The following is a 19,266-nucleotide window of genomic DNA, read 5'->3' on the forward strand; positions in this document are numbered from 1 at the left end:
CATTAGTTCATTGGATGAAACGGTGGAACAATTTGCAACTAGAATTCGCGATTACTGGGGCGTTGAAAATAAAGTCCACTATGTCCGAGATGTGACTCAAGGAGAAGATGCTTCTAGAGTTCGAGTCGGCGACCTCCCGGCCATTTTTGCAATTGCTCGTAATTTAGCACTCAATCTTTATCGAGAAGCTGGAGAAACAAATATGGCACAGGCACAACGGCTCGCGGGCTATGGTCTAGACTTTTTGAAGAATCTGTTTAGAATGAAATAGCCCTGGGTAGTGCATACTGGTCAAACTTGCAATTGCCAGCACCGTTATCTCTGCCTTTTGGCTTGGGCAATAACTGTCGTAGCCCATCTTCTATGACGATGGTTCAAACGTGGGTTCAAGCCGGAGCTTTTACTCATAGATTCATGCTTGATGGGGTTGGTGCGTACAGTTCGCATTTACCACCTTTCTACCCCGCTTTACCAATTTGATAACCAATCTCTTTAGTAAGGGTAGCGCTGTCACTACTGCACCTATAGGGTATGACTTCTGCTTTCTAGGATACTTGCAGTCACATACAAGGTAATTTAGTTGGCATCTATAGGGGATTAAAGTGCGAACTCAATCCTTTAGGGATTACCCCATAGAAGCCTGTCATCCCCCGTTTTTACGGTTTCGACTGAACGAATCGCACGCAAGTTTTAGAACTTGGGTACCACCGACTAATTATCATTAGTTCGGAACCAAATTTTCGACACTTATATTTTAGTTGTCGTCTGAATTCATGAAATCCACAGTCAGCAATTGCTTTAGCCAACCTATGATTAGCCATCATTCCTGCTATGTTTAGGTCTTCAATTACTACTTTCGCGTGGTTTTTGCTTAAATAAGTAGTAACGTGATGAAGAGTATTATTGCGGAGATTGGCAATTCGACTGTGTTGACGAGCCACTTTCATTCTCGCTTTAAATCGGCGATTGCTGCCTTTCTTTTTTCTAGATAGTTGTTTTTGCAGTCGCTTCAGTTTCGCAGCCTCTTGGTAGTAATACTTGGGATTTTCAAACACAACTCCTGTCGAAAGTGTAGCTAAAGTTTTCACGCCTAAATCTACACCAACAACTTCATATTGTTTGGCTATTACTTGCTGACTCTGCTCGTAAGCAAAAGATAAATACCAGTCATCAGCAATCCTAGAAATTGTTATTTTAGAAGTAGTAACATTTGACAATCCTTCAAACGTCCGAATCCAGCCAATTGTAGGCAATTTAATCCTTACCCCGCCAACTCTCATCGGCTTGCCACCAGCATCAAGAGTGAAAGCATCGTGTTGAAACTTCTTTTTAAAATGGGGATAAGCACCCAGTCCTTTAAAGAAACGATCGAACGCATTACCTAATTGGTCGAAAGCATATTGAGTGATCTTTTGACAAATCCCTTTTTCTTTAATCCATTCCAGCTCTGGCTTGACGTAATTATTGAAAAACTTTTTGAGAATATATTTGTTGGGCTTTAATCCATCTTGGTACAAGTTTTGCCAAGTCGCCAAACCCCAATTGTAAGTAAAACGAGCTATTCCAGCGTGTGGCGTTGCTTAATCATGGTATGAAAAAAATAAGTTTAAAATCCAAAACCTTTGTGGATACTGGTTTCTATGACAGACCTATTTAGCCTTTCATACCGTAAATCAGCAACGCCCAGCGTGTTTACTCATCAATTGTTTTTCGGCACTTGTTAATTTTAACTTGGTCTTGATTGATAACAGCACAAGCATCAATTAAATAACTTTCTCAATAGTACGCTTTGTCGTCTAGGTTTGTCAAGTGTTTCTATTACCTTATTTGTCTAGCCTTTGTCAACCCCCCATCCAATAATTCCGCCAACAAACATGGCCAAGCACAACCTTAATAGTATGCCTAGCCAATTATCGGGAGACCACAAGTTTGCGATCGACAATGTTTTGCTGCAAATACTTAATCGGAAGATTTTAATATTACCGCAGCACGATGTCCGATCGCAATCTGATTGATAAATCTTCTTCCGGGCGAATCACGATCACGTCAACACTGCGCCGCCCCAACAATACTCCCGCTAATGCGCCGATGCCAGCGCCTCCCAATACTTCTTCAGTGGCAATTGCCTTGTCCCCGGTAATGCCTGCTAGGGCTGCTGCTGCTGCTGCGCCTAATGCTGTACCTTGGACTACTGAACCTGTGCCGGCACCTTTTTGAACTCTTTCGGTTCTGGTAATAACTCCGGAATAGCCATCAATCCGATAGCGTTGGCGGCGGCTGACAATTAACTCTCTGGCAACAAATTGAGTACCCCTTTGATTGCCCCTTCTAACCGGTCGCAATTCCCCGACAATTTGGCTACCTGCGGGGATTAATACTCTTCCTTGATCTGTGCGGATGTCTCGCGATACTGTTAAAGTTAAAGGTACAGTTTCATCGCGGGTAACAACAATTTTTTCTTTTTCATAGCTAACTGGAATTACACTGCCCGACGGAATTCGGATGCTATCATATTGTGAAATTCGTTGTTGAGCTTGCGCGGGAGTAGCTACCACCAGCGGTGCGCTGGTTGCAACTGTAATGCCTGCTGCGAGGATTGCTGCTGTTGCTGAACGCCATTTGTGAGAAGTAATCATATAATTTGGCTCCTTGGTTTTGTTTTGTTTTACTTATGGAATGTACTACTGCTAAATCTGTTTCGCGTTTCGGATTCATTTGATGTTTTAATGATGGCAGGTGGAAATTCTGCAAGTTGGGAAGATAAGGTAGATAATCAAGAATTTTTAATTTTGGCAAAATCTCGAAAATTGGCAAGGCTGGGGCGATCGGGAAGATAAGGAAGATAAAGGAGAGATTGGGATTCATCGTCCTTTTAGCAGTTAAGCTGAAATCCTAGCAGGAAACGCCGGACGAGCTTAATTCTTGAGAGCGTTTAATGCTAACAACGCTGCACCGAAAGCTGGTTCGGATCGGGGCGAAATTACTTTAGCATTCGGGGCGATCGCACTTATCGCACTTTCAAACCTACCCCGGAAATTAGCTTCTGAACCCCACACACCTCCGATCGTCACAATTTCAAATTCCTCTGTGGGGCTAAACAGCGCTGAAATAGCTGTTTCGGTGGAAAATGTTAATTCTGCCACAGCACGACTAATAATGCCGTCAGCGACGCGATCGCCCTCTGCTGCTGCTCGATCGACAATCGGGGCTAAAGCTGCAATTTCTGTCACTCCCCAACCCCGCCGGTAAATGACTTCTACCAATTCTTCTAGGTTGTTGAGGCGTAAATGCTGTTGAAATTTTTCCGCCAGCACGGTAAACTCCGAGCGTCCATCACAGAACTTCAAAGCAGCTTGCAAACCGGCAACAGCGATGTCATATCCGCTACCTTCATCGCCTAAAATATATCCCCAACCGCCGACTCGTTTGGTTTTCCCTTGACGGTTTTGGCCGAAAACGATCGAACCAGTTCCAGCAATAACCGCGATACCGACTGGATTGCCCGTACCGCCCACAAGTGCGATCGCGCAGTCGCTGCAAATTACAATATTTCTGGGCAAGAGCGATCGAGTTACTGGTAAAGTCTTTGTCAACTGCAAGTTCTGCACTACAAATTGCACTATTTCAATATCTTTTGGACGCGCGACGCCTGCTAGTCCCAGACAAATTGCTTCTATGTTGAGATTGCTATTTGCCTCTATTTTAGCGGACATAACTGCTCGTTCGATGGCCACTTCAATAGATTTTTTGGCTGTCTCGATTCCCTGCGTTTGATAATTTGACGGCCCTGCTTCCCCCCGTCCCAAAACAACTCTGTTTTCGTCTATTAAGACGCAGATAGTTTTAGTTCCGCCGCCCTCGATGCCGAATACGTAACTCATGGATAATTTAGAGAATGAACCGCATAGCAAGCCCGACCGACGCAGATATCTCTATTCTACGCTTGATATAATTTGATTAAATCGACAGGGCAATGCTAATAATAATTAAACCAAATAAAGCCAACCAAATGACATTTCGCTGACACCAATTTTTGATTGATTGGGGCCAGCCGCCACTGATATAACGGCTCGTCTGTGGTACCAGCGGCTCAGCTCGATCGTGATAAAGCGTGCATTCCTTGGCGAAGGGACGCTGCGGGTAGTTGCAGGTGTCGTCTTCGTGGTAAATACAGGTAGCGCACAGAAATTCTGCCGATGGCGATCGATAGAGGGGGATACCCGGATGACCGAAAGCTTTGAGAGGGGTTTTGCAGTAGGTGCAGGCGATCGCTTGGGAGTCTACAGGTTGGTGACAGCGGGGACACTCAGGCATTGGATAGCAGGGTGATGGGGTAATTTTGTCGGGAGGCTTTTTAGCGGGTTTTCCGAACGCCCATGGGCGGGTTAAACTCGCCAGCAGGCTGCTGGATGCTCCAAAATAGAAAGGTAGGTCAGTGCTGATGTAACTAAAATTGTACAAAGGGTTTCGCAGCGACCGCAGGCGACCTGAGCCGATCGGGTATTTTGGGGCAAACAGTAGGAAAAATCTATGGATAACAATAGCAACTTACTCAAACAACTGGTAATGCTGGGCATTGGTACTACCTCCTTGGTGGCGGAGAAATTGCAGGAAGCCAGCGAGCAATGGGTCAAAGATGGCAAAATCAATCCCGAGCAAGCCAAAACCTTTGTCGATGACGTGACTGAACATCTCAAGTCCGAGCAGGGAAATTGGGATACGCAGTTGCAGCGCCAACTCCGGAATATGCTGCAAGATATGGGCGTTCCCCGACAGTCGGAAATGGATGAGTTGCGCGGCAGGCTCGATCGACTCGAACGTCAGATGCGGGATCTAGAAAACCGTAACTGGCGCTAAGTGCGATCGCGTGCTCTCGCTGCTCGGACTTGTGATAAAATTGTCACCCGAACGCAGAAGGCTCGATCGGGCACTTCTTTAGAAAGCAGAAGGTAGAATTACAAAGATTCTGACTTCATACTTTCTTTTGCCTTTAAAATTAACTGGCACCCGCTGTTTTTGGGCGGAAAAGTTCAGATAAAATTTTGTGGTTCTTGTTGTACTAGATGTCTTAGATATCTGAGATATCGCGGTTAAAAGTGTCAGGAGGATTAATTGTGCAAGGAATTCTGGTCAGCTTGGGCATAATGCTGGTTTGCTTTGTGTTTTTGATAGTCGCTCAAATGAGCGGCTATGTACCTACAGCAGTTGCCTCCGAAGTGAATAATCCTTTAACCGATGCTGCGCTTGAGATACTCTCAGCGAAGTCTTTCACTGAAGATAGCTTGCTAGTAGCTGATGCTAATTTACCAAAAGAACCAGCTACTATCGCTGGCAATAACATGACTGGAAATACTGAGAAAACTGGAAATACTGAGAAAACTGTCACCACAGGTTCAGGTCTGAAATATGTTGAATTGAAAGAAGGTAATGGGGCGACTCCAAAAACCGGTCAGACGGTTGTAGTGCACTATACTGGCACTTTGGAGGATGGCACAAAATTTGATAGTTCGCGCGATCGCAATTCTCCTTTTCAGTTCAAAATTGGCGTCGGTCAAGTAATTAAGGGTTGGGATGAAGGTGTCGGTACAATGAAAGTTGGAGAACGCCGCAAGTTGATTATTCCCCCTGAACTAGGTTACGGTGCTCGCGGTGCGGGCGGGGTGATTCCTCCTAATGCTACGCTGATTTTTGATGTGGAATTATTGAAAATCGCTGGCTAGGTAGCTCAACCTAACTAAGCGTAAAACTTTTAAGCTGTTTGTAAACCCGGTTTTTGTCTTGAGAAACCGGGTTTATGCGTAAATCCTGGTTGATTTAAGTAGATTGACCTAAATTAAACGTAAAATACGGATCGTGCTCAAGCTTGCTGTGTGTTCCTTCTTCCTTCTTCCTTCTTCCTTCTTCCTTCTTAAGAGCGCTTTGGAGATGCCAGATTGCGGAACGAGGTATATTGAGCGTCAAATATTAGTTTGATGATGCCTGTGGGGCCGTTTCTGTGTTTGGTGATGATGACTTCGGCAATTCCGCGATCGGGCGAATCCGGGTTGTAATATTCATCTCGGTAGAGCATAATTACTAAATCCGCGTCCTGCTCGATGCTATTATGGACTACGATTTCATTAGCGACAAAATTATGCAGTGCAGGCACTGTTAAATCGTAAACTTCCGCTTCGCCATCAACTTCTATTAATGCAATTTCATCCCAGTAAATATCGCTCTTAGATAAGAGGGCAAGTTCATCAGATTTGACAATTGTAGCTAATCTTCCTGCTCTTTCTCGACGGAAGTTTTGTTGGTAAAGGGTTGTGCCGCAATATAAGTTTTCAAGCTGTGCTTGCATAGGTAAAGCAATACGATCGCCTATTTTCAACTCGTCCAATCGCCGCCAGCCCTGAATGGTTAAGAACTTATGATTAGCCGTTGCTCTAATTGCCCGTCCCGAAAGAGTTTGCAGTCGCAAAACAGGTTTCACACCTGTAGCAAAGGCATTGGTAACAACAGCTTTTTCTAACTGCATGGTGGCTTGATTTAGCGCCCAAATGGTGAAGCCAGATTTCCCTACTAATTCACGAATTGGTACGCGTACATCGGTATCTGCTAGCATTACGCAACTATCACCTGTTAAGCAGCCACTTTCTCTCAAGTCTGACATCATCGGCCGCTTATTTGTCCTCGCTTCCACACTTCGACTCAACTGAGACAAAGCAATAATCGGCACGTTGAGTTCGCGGGCTAAACCTTTGAGACTTCTGGTAATTCGAGATAATTCTTGCACGCGGTTGTCGCTGCTACCTTCCATTAATTGTAGATAATCTAGCAAAATTAATCCGAGAGCTCCGCCTTGTTCTGCTTGGAGGCGGCGGACTTTGGAGCGAATCTCCATCACGGTAATATTAGGAGTATCATCAATAAACAGCGGTAGTTCTGATAAGTTACCAATGGCTGTACTGATGGGTTCCCATTCGTTTTGACTGATTCTGCCCGATCGCAATCTATTACTTTCTATTTTGGCTTCACTGGACAGAATACGCTGCACTAGCTGTTCTTTCGACATTTCCAAGCTAAAAACGGCAACCGGCAATTTTTGCTGTCCGGCGGCGATGTGGTGCGCGATATTGGTACAAAAGGCCGTATTGTGAACGCAGATATCGTTAGCAACAAAATTGTGTGTCTCTGGGATAGTTAAGTCATAGACTTGCTTGTTTCCCATCGGTTCGATCGAAACTATTTCATCCCAGTAGACCTCGCTATTTGCTAGTTGTTTCAGCGACAAATTATCTAAAGCAGTTGCTAAAACTAAAAATCTTTCCCTGGACAGCGCACGTTTACCAACGTGAATATTGGAATAACCTTTGATACCTGCACGTTTTGCTAGCGATACCCAAGATTCGTTGCCTTTCGCTAATGCTAGGTATTCCCAAGCCTCGACAGGAATTAAATCGCGATTATTGTGAGATATTTTATTTTCTAGTGCTTCTTCTACTTTAGCTAGTGCTGCCTCTTTGCCAAAAATCCCAATTTCTGATATGAATATTTTGATAGATTTTGCATTAGTAATATCAATAAACCAAGCTGGGTTGCGAGTATTTTTGTATTTGACTAAACGCTTTTTGAGGGCGGCAATGATGCCAAATCTCAGCAGTAGATGCTGTACGTGTCTGGCTAGTCCTTCACTGACAGAACAGTAGCCTAGCTGAGATTGACCGCTGGTAAGTACGGTAGCCCAGCCGTCAGTGGAAAAGAGGCGGTTGAGGAAAAGGGCAACTTGCGATCGCCGCAATCTAAACACTATATCCGGTACGGTTTTTTGGTGAGCATCTTTTCCCATCAGACCTAACTTTTCTAACCAATGTGTCAGGGGATTTTTATGAGTTGTATTAATAACATCCATTCCCTCATCGGCTAGGTGTTCTGGTTCTACTCTTAAAACTCTGCAAATGCCACTAAATAATTTTTGATTGGGAAATGCTATTCCTTCCATCCAAGACCGGACTAATCGCGGTTTAATTTCCAATTCTCGCGCTAATTTTTTAGCATCGAAATCTCGTTTGAGAAGGATTATTTGTAAATTATAACCAAAGTTTTTTATACTATCTGTGTAACTTTCTCGATCGCTGATAAGGCGATATTCGGGTGCGCGTCTCCCTTGATCGTTGAATCGCAGCTTAAGACCTCCGAAGCTAGTAGCAGCTTCAGCAAAATCTTTCAGTATAGCAGTATTTCCATTGGTGAAGTGTGGCGCAGTCTGTGTCAAACACCCATCGCCAATTAGATAAGCTAATAACTTAACTTCACAGTCGCGGATGGTTTCTCGACCAAAAACATTCATCCGGCGAGGTACAGCAATCTTATCGCCTGCTTGTATTTCCGCCAACTGTCGCCAACCCTTAATTGTTAAAAATGGGTGTGTAATCGTAGTTTCTATAAAACGTCCCAGTCTGGTTGTTACCCGAAATACAGGCTTAATTCCATCATCTATAAAAGCTGATGGTCTAGTTAGGTGAAATTGCAAATCTTTTCCTAATGTTAGTAATTCTGCTTGACGTTTTTGATAGATTTCTTTAATGGTAACAAGGCTTCCATCGCTTTGTACAATAGCAGCCTCATCCGTGGCGCATTTGCCCATTGCCGGCCTGGCAGCAACGATGATTAAATCCGATCGCTGAAAGCCTCCTGTCATCGCATCTAAATCATAAAAACCGCACGGAATACCGGGAAGCGTGAGGCCTTCATTGCGATTTTCTAAGTCTTGAAATGTTTGGTTTAGGGTTTCGCCGATGGATACTAAATCTTGTTGCGGGCGGTCTTGAGTGATGCTGAAAACTTCTTGTTCGGCGCGGTCTAAGACTGTTTCTAGTGGCGCTGATGTCTCGTAACCTAATTGTACTATGTTGTTGCCCGCTTCGATCAATCGGCGGCGCTGATATTTGTCTTCGACTAGGGCGGCATATTGGTCGATGTTGACTGCTGAAACTGTGCGATCGACTAATTGTGCTAATTTAGTTAATCCTCCGACTTGTTCTAACTGGTTGCGATCCGTCAGCCAAGTTGTTACGGTCATCAAATCCGTCGGTTGACCTTGCAAAAATAGCCCTAATGCCGATCGATAAATGACTTGATGAGCGGTGATGGCAAAAAACTCCGGTCGCAACATTTCAGCAATTCGCGAAATAGCTTCGGGGTCGATTAAAATCCCGCCCAAAATTGCTTCCTCTGCCTCTATATTTGTCGGCATCAAATCGCTCATTAGTCAATAGTTATTGGTTATTAGTTATTGGTTATTAGTTATTGGTTATTGGTTATTGGTTATTGGTTATTGGTTATTGGTTATTGGTTATTGGAAAAACTATTGACCAGTGCTTTCATGCCCAATGCCCAATGCCCAATGCCCAATGCCCAATGCCCAATTACCAATTACTATTACATCGGAACAACTTGAACATCAACTTCGGCGGTAACTTCTGCGTGCAGTTTGATTTCAGCTTTGTATGTACCAGTGCCGCGAATTTCGGGCAGGGTGATGCCGCGCCGATCGACTTCTTGACTGGTAGAGTTGAAGATCAGCTCTGCTACTTCTTGGTTGGTGACAGTACCAAAAATCGCGTCTCCTTCGCCGACTTGCTTGGAGATGATGAAAGGCCCGGCTGCTTCCAGGGCGGTTTTGCGGACTTCTGCTTGCTGCTTGAGCTCTAGCTGGCGCAGTCTTTCTTCTTCTCTGCGGCGGGCTGCTTGCTTGAGAATGCCGGGAGTGGCTTTAAATCCCATTCCTTGGGGTACTAGGTAGTTGCGGGCGTAGCCTGGGGCTACTTCTACTACGTCGCCAGCTTTGCCGAGTTTGCTGACATCTTTGTTTAAAACTAATTGGACGCGCTTGGCCATGATCGTTGCTTCTGGGTTTTAACTCGAACAGTCTATAATAGCGAAGTTTGAGCGGCGATCGCAAGGAAGAGGACTGAAGTCCTCACTACGAACCTATTATGTGTGTTTTACGATGTACAGGAAGAAGGACTGAAGTCCTCACTACGAACCTATTATGTGTGTTTTACGATGTACAGGAAGAAGGACTGAAGTCCTCACTACGAACCTATTATGCGTGTGTTTTACGATCGTAGAATCGCCCGCGCTACAGTAGCAACTAACTCACTCGGATCGATCGGCTTAGATAAGTGCTTTTGAAATCCGGCTTGCAAAACTTGGCGCTCGTTGGCTTCTCCAGCATAGGCTGTGAGGGCGATCGCCGCTAGCCCCCGATACTGTGGCGGGAGTTGAGTGCGGATGTGACGGATCAGCATATACCCGTCCATGTCGGGCATTCCGATGTCGCTGACGAGCAGATCCGGTGCGGTTTGGACGATCGACAGCAGCACCTCAGCAGCAGATGACAGGGAAATCACCTCTGCACCCGCGTCCTCTAGCACGAAGGCGACAAAATCGCGCGAGTCCGGCTCATCATCTACCACCAAAATTCTCAATCCAGCGAGTGGCAAAGATGAAATATCGGCACTCTCAGATGAATGACGTTCTGTCTCCTCCTGCGTTCTAGAATCATCATTTAATAGCGGCAATCTCACCGTAAACGTCGCTCCTTGACCTTCTCCGGGGCTTTCTGCAAACACCCTTCCGCCGTGAAGTTCGATCAATTGGCGGACGATCGCCAATCCCAATCCCAAGCCGCCAAATTTGCGAGTTGTGGCGCCGTCTTCTTGTCGAAAATGCTCGAAAACATAGGGCAAGAAATCTGGAATAATGCCTTTACCCGTGTCTGAAATTTGAATTTGAACTTCGCGTGCGATTTGCGCTAATTTAACTTCAACTCGACCGCCTTCTGGCGTGAATTTCACCGCGTTCGACAACAAATTCCACACAATTTGCTGCAAGCGACCTGTATCGCCGACAACGAGTCCGACATCTGGATTTAAGATTGTGTGAATTTGAATCTTTTTAGCTTCGGCTGCTAGTTGCACGGTTTCCAAAGCAGACAAAATAATGGTTGCGATATTCACCGGAGCAACATTCAATCTGAGTTTTCCTTGCAGAATCCGGGACACGTCGAGCAAGTCTTCTATTAGTTGAGATTGCAGTCGGGCGTTGCGTTCGATCGTCTCGAAGGCTTGGGCGGTTTTAGCCGCGCTCAGTTTGCCGCCGAGCAGCAGTTGCGACCAGCCTAAAATCGGATTTAAGGGCGATCGCAACTCGTGAGAAAGCACCGCCAAAAACTCGTCTTTAATCCGGTTAGCTCGTTCGGCTTCCGCGCGCGCCGTTTGTTCCAATTGCAGAACCATATCGCGCTCGGTTTCCACTTGTTTGCGCTCTGTAATGTCGATCGCAGAACCAATATAACCCTCAAATTGTCCGCTTTCGGTAAATCTGGGAGCAGCCGCATCCAGCGCCCAAGAATATCCGCCATCTTTGCGCCCCAAGCGATATTCCGTGCTGTAATGTTCCTGGCGTTCGTTGGCCCTCAAAAATCCGTTAAGGGCGTATTCTCGGTCTTCTGGATGCAGCGCGTTTACCCAACCAAATCCCAAACCTGTTTCCTCAGTTTGACCTGTGAATTCATACCAGCTTTCGCTCAAGAAAGTGCAGTAGCCTGTGGAGTCTGTTACCCAGACCATAAATGGAGCGTTGTTTGCCATATTGCGGAATCGCTGTTCGCTCTCAAGCAGTGCGGCTTCTGATTGTTTGCGTTCTGTGATATCCCGACAGACAATCACTCCGCCTGTGATTTCTCTGCTAGTATCAACTACCGGATAACCGCTGATACTGATCCAGCGACCTTCGCAATCTTGGCGGCGGACAAATATCGCTACATCATTGACATATTCACCTTTGATTGCTCTGGTTAGAGGTAGTTCCTCCTCGGGGAAAAGGTTTTTTTGGTCTGGTAAAAATAGTCCGTAGGTGCTCGACCATTCCTGAGAGGATTTTTCATTCGTTAGCTGACCGAACATTTTCACTGCGGCGCGGTTAAACAGCACAAATTCCCCTTGTTGGTTGGCGAGAATCAAAGCGTCACCAATGCTGTCTATAATTACTTGCAGTAACTTCGTTTGTTCTTGCAGCGCGACTTCGGCTCGCTTGCGATTTGTGATGTCGTTGGAGATGCCAATCAAGCCGATGACTTCTCCGGCTTCATTGCGGTAGGGAGCTTTTGTTCCCAGAAATGTGTGAATTCCATCAGGAGATTCTTCGACGACTTCTGTTTGACCGGATTCCATAATCCGCCGATCGTTGGCGCTGACGATCGCTCCCAGTTCTGCTACTGGATATAAATCGCGATCGCGCCGGCCAATTACGACCGCAGCAGGTTTTCCCAGCGCCTCCAGGGTGGCTGGATTGGCATAAATAATACATCCTTGTCGATCTTTGACAAAAATGGGCGTGGGTGCGGACTCGTTGATCGCGTTCAAAATTGCATTTTTTTGTCGCAGTTCTTCTTCTGTGCGTTTGCGATCGCTAATATCGCTCCAATAAGCCGTAAGTCCATCGGCTGCTGGATAGGCACTGACTTCTATATACATTTGAAGCGACGGCGAAAACTCTTCAAATTTAACAGAAACTTGCTCGAAAACGACTCGATGAAATTCTTGATACAGCCTCGAATTGGATTCTGCTTCGGCGGGGAATATCTCCCAGATCGATCGACCTAACAAGTCGTTTCTCGATCGCACCAGAAGTTTTTCAGCGGTGGCATTAACGTAGGTATAGCGCCACTGCGAATCGATCGCGATAAAGGCATCGGTAATACTTTCGATAATATTGCTGACTTGCTGGTTTGCCAATTGCAGCGCGAGTTCAGCGTTTTTGCGATCGGTGATTACTTCGGAAAAAATCATGATTCCGCCAATCTCACCGCTGTTGGTTCGCCACGGGTGAATTTCCCAGCGCACCCAGTCAACGCAGCCCTCAGCGCGGGGAAACGGGTCTTCTTGGCACATTTCGACTGCTCCCGCCAGACAGCGCTGGTGAATTTGTCTCCAACGATCGGGCATATCGGGAAAGATCTCGTAGTGCGATCGGCCTACAATGTTTTGAGCGCCCAGCCCGTAACTTGCCAGCCAGCGATCGCTCACCAGCATATAGCGCATCTGGCGGTCAAACATCGCCACCCCCGCAGGCGAATGTTTGACGAACAGCCGCAGTTGCGATTCCTGTTCCCGCAGGCGATTTTCCGCCTGTTTGCGATCGCTGATCTCTTTGAAAAGTACCGCGACTTTGCGGCTCTGCGGATCCCTCGTGCGGAACGCTGAAACCTCAAACCAGCGGTTCATGGCTTCGGAGCCGTGTTCAAAGCGCACCGGTTCGCCTGTCAGCGCAACTTTGCCGTAGATATCGAACCAATAATTTTCGAGTTCTGGAACGAGTTCGCGTGCAGTTTTACCGACAGCTTGTAGGAGTCCGGTTTGTTTCTCAAAGGCGGGATTGACTTCCAAAAAGCGGTAATCGATCGGCTTTTGGTTGTCGTCAAACAGCATTTCGAGTACGCAAAAGCCTTCGTCTAGGGACTCAAACAAAGTGCGGTAGCGTTCCTCAGAATCGCGCAAAGCTGCCTCCGCTCGTTTGCGATCGCTAATATCCACAAACGCCGCCACACAGCCGCGAACCGCGCCCTGTTCGTCAAATAACGGCACCGCATTCACCAACAAATCAGATGCAGCCCCATCCGATCGCACCATTTGAATTTCCGCATCTCGCACGGGGGCGCCGGAAAACGCAGCCCGCTGCATTGGGAGTTCTTCTGGCGGGATTTCCTGTCCGTTACTCAGTTGCATCAACGGTAGCAGTTCGGCTTGGTCTCCGGTTGCAGAAACATTGGTATCGGGCGGCACTGCGAGCATCGACTGAGCAAATCTGTTAGCGCGAATTACATTACACTCTCGATCGCGGGCGATCGCGATCCCGACGGGTACAGCATCAAATATTGATTGCAGTTCGTTAACTCTGCGCTCTAGTTCCTGGTTGAGCCGTTGAATTTCTTTTTCCGAAGCTTTGCGATCGGTAATTTCGTGTACCATCACATTCACGCCCAGCACGCGATCGTCAAGAGCTTTCAGCGGATAGAGACTCAGCAGCCAAGCGCGTTCTACTCCCGGCTGCGCTGCATTCGTGCCGTGAATTTCGAGCTGTTCGAGGGGAACTTTAGTCGCGATAACTTCTCGGTAAAGCGGCTCTAAATCATCTGCTTGTTGTGGTAAGATTTCGCGCAATGTTTTACCGATGTGGGCGGCGGCGGGAACTCCATTAATTTCTGCGAGGCGCGAGTTGATGCGAACAAATCGCAAGTCGGTATCGATAAAGCAAAGTCCGATGGGCGCGCTAGCATAAATTGCCTCGATTTCTGCTAGTTGTTGGTGCGCCGTTTGCCCTTGTTTAATAAAAGCAGCCCGATCGGCTTTCTGCTCGGTCACATCTTGAAAATAAACAGCAATTCCCGATGCGATGGGATAAGCTCGTACCGCATACCAAGCATTGAGGGGCCCATAAAAAGATTCAAAACTAACTGTAACTTGCTCTGTGGCGCAGCGGCGAAATTCCTGCTCGAACAAACTGCCCGCAGATTCGGGAAACTCTTGCCAAACGCTGTTGCCGATCAAATCTTTCGAGAGTCGATTTATCCACCGCGCCGCTTGAGAATTAACGTAGGTAAACCGCCAGTCTCGATCCAAAGCATAGAACCCGTCGGAAATACTTTCGAGGGTGTCTGACTCTTGTTGGGCGGGCGCGTCACCGAATTGTGGCCCTGGTTGACCGATTTCTATAAAGGTGGTAACTACGGCGTAGGGAGTCGATCGATCTGCTTGAAATAAAGGTTGAGAATTGATCTTCAACCAAATCAATTCTCCCTGTGGTTGATAGAAACCCATGATGACATTGCAGCAGGGTTGCCCGGTTTGCAGCGCCACCATCGCCGGGTGCGTCTCCCCAGAAAAATCCGAGCCATCTTCACGCACAGTCTGCCACGGACTGTTGATGAAAGTGTTGCCCTGCATTTGTTCGACTGTCATCCCCAACAGTTTCTCGGCGCGAGAATTGCAGGCCTGAATGCTGCCGTCTGCCAATTGCAGAACCATCCCTACATCTGTTGACAAAGCTGCATCTGGGTTGAGTGCTTTGTTAGAATCCTCTGAAACAGAGGGGTCGATTTTCGGTTGGGGTTCAGTATTGCCTAGATTTTTCATCTTCTAACAAATTACTTGTGGCAAAGCCAATCGTGTTCATCAATTATATATAAGGAAATAATCACAAGAATTTTTAATGCAAGCAGGCTGACAATTCAAACCTCAGAGAGATGTCGATCGTCCTGCTGTAATTTTGATATCTCGACAATTTATTTTATACCAGAGTTCCACGCCTTGCCCAGTTGTCCAAGCAAAGGCGACAGGCAATTTTCTGGCTGTGGCAAATGAGCGATCGGTCTCATCATTCTTCAACGTTTCTGTAGATTGCGATCGACAGCAGTCGATCGTTTTCGAGGGCGAGCCGATCGCACTTTCGCATTGTTTGAAAGCCTCTCCCTTTTAAATAAAAATTAAAATCAGACGATTCATTACTCCAATCCCCTTCCTTCTTTTTTCAACTGTCAACTATCAACTGTCAACTGTCAAAATCGGTCTTTCATGCCGCGCAATCGAGCGAAAGTTTGGACTGGATCGCGGGTGTTTGCCGCTGATTGGAGGTTGGGAAAATCCCAGCGCAAAAATGGGTTTGTGCTTTTCTCAATACCGATCGATGATGGTATTGTAGGTTGCGATCGGCTGCGAGCTTCTTTAACTGCTGCCAAGCGCTGCTGTAACTCAGGATTGTCGGGATCTACACTAATGGCAAATTGCAAGTTTGTCAGCGTGTATTCGTGGGCGCACCAAACTCTGGTATTGTCGGGCAAGTTCCGCAATTGTTCGAGGGAAGCTAGCATTTGGGCGGGAGTGCCTTCTTTGAGTCTGCCACAGCCTCCAGCAAACAAAGTGTCTCCACAGAACAATTCGCCCGTTTCCCCTGGGTTGCTGGGCGGGAAATAGTAGGCTATGTGGGCTTTTGTGTGGCCGGGTACGAAGAAAATTTCGGCGGTTCGATCGCCAAATTCAACGCGATCGCCCTGATGTAAAAATACTTGCTGTCCGGGAATTCTGCCTCGGTCTTCGGCGCCGCCGTAAACTGTAATTTGGGGAAAGCGATCGATCAGTTGCTGGTTGCCGCCTACGTGATCGCGATCGTGGTGCGTGTTGAAAATTGCGATTAATTCGGCATTGAGCGATCGCACTTGCTGCAAGACCGGTTCTGCTTGCGCTGGATCGACCACTGCTACTGTATGGCGATCGGGGTCGTGCAGCAAGAAAATGTAATTGTCCGACAGTGCCGGAATCCGATAGACCTGCATAGAAAACAGCCTCTCTAGAAAAAATATTATACAATTAAAATATTGTGAGCGTGTTCCGAAGACATAATGCAGAATTCTATAATCAGCGCATCTATCTTTGGAAGTAAAACTCTGATACATTGTTTCTGCTGTTCCACAAATTGCTTTGCAGTCTGGTACGGACGATTTTTAGGTCGAGAACTCCCAGCAGCTTTAAATATTCTGACATAAATGCGATCGAATAAATGCGAACATCTCAAAACAAATCCAACGTAACAATTTCCCAAATGGTCGATCGGATTATCACGTCTGGCAAAATCTCTCGCCGGGAACATTTAGTTTTGACTTCTACGATCCTATCTGATGATAAAATTTCAGAGGAGGATCGATATCAAATCAATCGGATATTTGATTACATCCAAATTGGTCGCCTCAAGTTCATCGATTGAGCTGGTAAATTCACAAGATAATCCACAGTTGCAGTTAAGGCCGATCCCCCTAACCCCTTAAAAAAGGGGGGGGACAAGAGAATTCTCACAGCCTCCTTAAAAATGGGGGAACAACAGAATTCTCACAGCCTCCTTAAAAATGGGGGAACAACAGAATTGTCAAAGCCCTCTTAAAAATCTGGGGACAAGAGAATTCTCACAACCCTTAAAAATCGGGGAACAAGAGAATTCTCTTTCGTCCTCCTTCTTAAGGGGGATTTAGGGGGATCTCCGGGGCATAAACAGGCTTAACCCAACCGTATTGCAATTTCATCGACAGTTACAGCTACAAAACAACCCAGAATAATATGAGTACAGAAAAACCAACAATTTTGGTAACAGGCGGAGCTGGATATATTGGCTCTCACGCAGTATTAGCGCTGAAAAAAGCGGGTTACGGTGTAGTGATTTTAGATAATTTAGTTTACGGCCACCGAGATATAGTAGAGCAGGTTTTGCAAGTAGGGTTAGTAGTTGGCGATACAAACGATCGCGCACTTCTCGACAACTTGTTCGCCACCCACAACATTGCAGGGGTAATGCACTTTTCTGCTTACGCTTACGTCGGCGAATCTGTTACCGATCCAGCTAAATATTACCGGAACAACGTCATCGGCACGATTACACTTTTGGAAGCGATGATTGCTGCTGGGATTAAGAAATTGGTGTTTTCTTCTACTTGCGCGACTTACGGCGTACCGCAGAAAATCCCCCTCACCGAAGACCACCCGCAAAATCCGATCAATCCCTACGGTGCTACTAAGTTAATGGTAGAAAGGATCTTGTCAGACTTTGACGCGGCGTACAATTTTAAGTCTGTTTGTTTTCGCTATTTTAACGCCGCTGGAGCCGATCCGAACGGGTTGTTAGGAGAAGATCACAAGCCCGAAACTCACCTGATCCCGTTGGTGTTGTTCGCTGCTTTGGGTAAACGAGATTCGATCGCAATTTTCGGCACCGATTACGATACTCCTGACGGTACTTGCATTCGCGATTACATTCACGTTAACGATTTAGCCTCGGCTCACATTTTAGGACTAGAATATTTGCTAAATGACGGCAAATCAGATTTCTTTAATTTGGGGAACGGCGGCGGGTTTTCCGTAAAAGAGGTAATTGAAACAGCCCGCCAAGTGACGGGAAAAGAGATTAAGGCTGTCGAGTGCGATCGGCGTCCGGGAGACCCGCCTGCTTTAGTTGGCAGCAGCAAAAAGGCGATCGAAACCTTGGGTTGGTCTCCAGAATATCCCGACATTAAGGATATTGTAACTCACGCTTGGCAGTGGCACCAAAAACGTCATCACGCTTAGTCTGTAGGGTGCGCGCCGCGCACCTTACCTTAACCAAAATAGCGACTATGTTGATAATATCTGCTAAATCGGGACAACTAGGCAACAGACTGCTGCTTTTTGCCAATTTCATAGCTTGGGCGATCGAGCATAATTGCACTGTCCTCAATCCAGCTTTTGAAGAATATGCAGAATTTTTTGTTGGAACTGCCGGGGATTCTTTTTGTTGTTATCCTCCTCCATATTTGAACGCAGCAGGCAACAAGTTTGTCAGAAGTAAATATTATCAATTTATCAAGTATCTCAGTAATAAAAAGATATTAAAAACGCAAGAAATTACTCGAAAAAAACCTTTTAATTTGAGCGAATATCAGGAAATTGAACAAATCGATCGCGCTTCTATTGTTTGTTTTCAAGGCTGGCTGTTCCGAGATGGCTGGTTTGTCAAAGATATTCCCAAGTTACACAAGTACGCCAACGAGATTAGAGCCTACTTTGCGCCCTTAGAGCGATATACAATTAATGTAGATCGTTTGATATTAAATGTCAAAAAAAACTCCGATTTAATCGTCGGAATTCACATCCGTCAAGGCGATTATGCCCAACATCAAAAAGGGAGATACTTTTACACAACTCAGCAATATATAGAGGTCATGAATTCTGTGTTCAGGCTATTTGAAGGGGGAAAAATTAAGTTTTTGATTTGTTCTAATCTTCAGCAAAATCGAAGTTTGCTTGAGAATTTCAACTGTGAATTTAGTAGCGGCCACTTAATTGAAGATATGTATGCTTTGGCTGAGTGCGACTATATTGTCGGGCCGCCTAGCAGTTATACTATGTGGGCTTCTTTTTATGGAGATAAACCTCTTTACATGATTAGAAATGTCAATAAAACAATTGACCTCAAAGATTTTGTACATTATTATGAGTGGCAAGGAGTTTTTCACGAGCGAGATGACTGGAGTGAGAGCTTTTGGGAGTGGACACACTGAAATCAGTTGACAGTTGACAGTTGACAGTTGACAGTTGACAGGACTTGACAAAAGAAGGAAAAGGATTGGAATAATGAATAGTCTTATTTTAATTCGTCTCGGGGTTCCGGCTTTCAACCAATTATTTACGGTAAATCAAACTA

General features: G+C 46.0%; 14 protein-coding genes and 1 pseudogene. 6 read left to right on the plus strand and 9 right to left on the minus strand.

Annotated features, from left to right (window positions below):
• Positions 1–271, plus strand: a 271-nt coding sequence (locus tag QZ938_RS24165; protein ID WP_367181853.1) for a transposase, incomplete at its 5' end; no start/stop codon positions are given.
• A 385-nt stretch (positions 272–656) separates the two neighbouring features.
• Here the strand turns inward: QZ938_RS24165 and QZ938_RS24170 are convergent.
• From QZ938_RS24170 to QZ938_RS24185, 4 genes and pseudogenes are all read right to left on the minus strand, one after another.
• A pseudogene (locus tag QZ938_RS24170) lies at positions 657–1,565 on the minus strand (RNA-guided endonuclease InsQ/TnpB family protein); the annotation flags it as partial.
• 414 nt (positions 1,566–1,979) lie between these two features.
• Positions 1,980–2,636: a hypothetical protein gene (locus QZ938_RS24175; RefSeq protein ID WP_293353839.1), complete on the minus strand. Its 657-nt coding sequence runs from the start codon at positions 2,634–2,636 to the stop codon at positions 1,980–1,982.
• Between the two features lie 279 nt (positions 2,637–2,915).
• Positions 2,916–3,881 carry an N-acetylglucosamine kinase gene (locus QZ938_RS24180; RefSeq protein WP_293154807.1) on the minus strand — a complete coding sequence of 322 codons (966 nt, stop codon included), beginning with the start codon at positions 3,879–3,881 and terminating at the stop codon, positions 2,916–2,918.
• A 76-nt stretch (positions 3,882–3,957) separates the two neighbouring features.
• Positions 3,958–4,314: a zinc ribbon domain-containing protein gene (locus tag QZ938_RS24185; RefSeq protein ID WP_293154815.1), complete on the minus strand. Its 357-nt coding sequence runs from the start codon at positions 4,312–4,314 to the stop codon at positions 3,958–3,960.
• A 216-nt stretch (positions 4,315–4,530) separates the two neighbouring features.
• On the opposite strand from QZ938_RS24185, the gene QZ938_RS24190 reads away from it, so the two are divergent.
• Together QZ938_RS24190 and QZ938_RS24195 are read left to right on the plus strand one after the other, a co-directional pair.
• Positions 4,531–4,857, plus strand: coding sequence for a phasin family protein (locus QZ938_RS24190; RefSeq protein ID WP_265235356.1), 327 nt, complete (start codon positions 4,531–4,533; stop codon positions 4,855–4,857).
• Positions 4,858–5,114: 257 nt separating this feature from the next.
• Positions 5,115–5,720 carry an FKBP-type peptidyl-prolyl cis-trans isomerase gene (locus QZ938_RS24195; RefSeq protein ID WP_293127508.1) on the plus strand — a complete coding sequence of 202 codons (606 nt, stop codon included), beginning with the start codon at positions 5,115–5,117 and terminating at the stop codon, positions 5,718–5,720.
• 188 nt (positions 5,721–5,908) lie between these two features.
• Here QZ938_RS24195 and dnaB read toward each other — a convergent pair whose 3' ends face one another.
• From dnaB to QZ938_RS24210, 3 genes are all read right to left on the minus strand, one after another.
• The gene (gene dnaB, locus QZ938_RS24200) at positions 5,909–9,247 is read right to left on the minus strand and encodes a replicative DNA helicase (protein ID WP_293353837.1); all 3,339 of its coding nucleotides are present in this window, start codon (positions 9,245–9,247) and stop codon (positions 5,909–5,911) included.
• 173 nt (positions 9,248–9,420) lie between these two features.
• The gene (gene rplI, locus QZ938_RS24205; protein WP_293127513.1) at positions 9,421–9,879 is read right to left on the minus strand and encodes a 50S ribosomal protein L9; all 459 of its coding nucleotides are present in this window, start codon (positions 9,877–9,879) and stop codon (positions 9,421–9,423) included.
• A gap of 221 nt (positions 9,880–10,100) precedes the next feature.
• The gene (locus QZ938_RS24210) at positions 10,101–15,179 is read right to left on the minus strand and encodes a PAS domain-containing protein (RefSeq protein ID WP_293353835.1); all 5,079 of its coding nucleotides are present in this window, start codon (positions 15,177–15,179) and stop codon (positions 10,101–10,103) included.
• Between the two features lie 133 nt (positions 15,180–15,312).
• On the opposite strand from QZ938_RS24210, the gene QZ938_RS24215 reads away from it, so the two are divergent.
• Positions 15,313–15,522 carry a hypothetical protein gene (locus QZ938_RS24215; RefSeq protein WP_293353833.1) on the plus strand — a complete coding sequence of 70 codons (210 nt, stop codon included), beginning with the start codon at positions 15,313–15,315 and terminating at the stop codon, positions 15,520–15,522.
• Positions 15,523–15,601: 79 nt separating this feature from the next.
• Here QZ938_RS24215 and gloB read toward each other — a convergent pair whose 3' ends face one another.
• Positions 15,602–16,375 (minus strand): hydroxyacylglutathione hydrolase, encoded by a 774-nt coding sequence (gloB, locus tag QZ938_RS24220; RefSeq protein WP_293353831.1) that lies wholly within the window; start codon positions 16,373–16,375, stop codon positions 15,602–15,604.
• A gap of 26 nt (positions 16,376–16,401) precedes the next feature.
• On the minus strand, positions 16,402–16,689 hold the full coding sequence (locus QZ938_RS24225; RefSeq protein ID WP_293154818.1) for a hypothetical protein: 288 nt from the start codon (positions 16,687–16,689) through the stop codon (positions 16,402–16,404).
• Between the two features lie 461 nt (positions 16,690–17,150).
• Here QZ938_RS24225 and galE point away from each other — a divergent pair, with 461 nt between their 5' ends.
• Together galE and QZ938_RS24240 are read left to right on the plus strand one after the other, a co-directional pair.
• Positions 17,151–18,152, plus strand: coding sequence for a UDP-glucose 4-epimerase GalE (galE, locus tag QZ938_RS24235; RefSeq protein ID WP_293154793.1), 1,002 nt, complete (start codon positions 17,151–17,153; stop codon positions 18,150–18,152).
• Positions 18,153–18,199: 47 nt separating this feature from the next.
• Positions 18,200–19,123 (plus strand): alpha-1,2-fucosyltransferase, encoded by a 924-nt coding sequence (locus QZ938_RS24240; protein ID WP_293154790.1) that lies wholly within the window; start codon positions 18,200–18,202, stop codon positions 19,121–19,123.
• Positions 19,124–19,266 lie beyond the last annotated feature (143 nt).

Origin of the sequence: Microcoleus sp. CAWBG27, from assembly GCF_020883145.1 — a bacterium.
In the GTDB taxonomy this organism is placed as follows: domain Bacteria; phylum Cyanobacteriota; class Cyanobacteriia; order Cyanobacteriales; family Microcoleaceae; genus Microcoleus.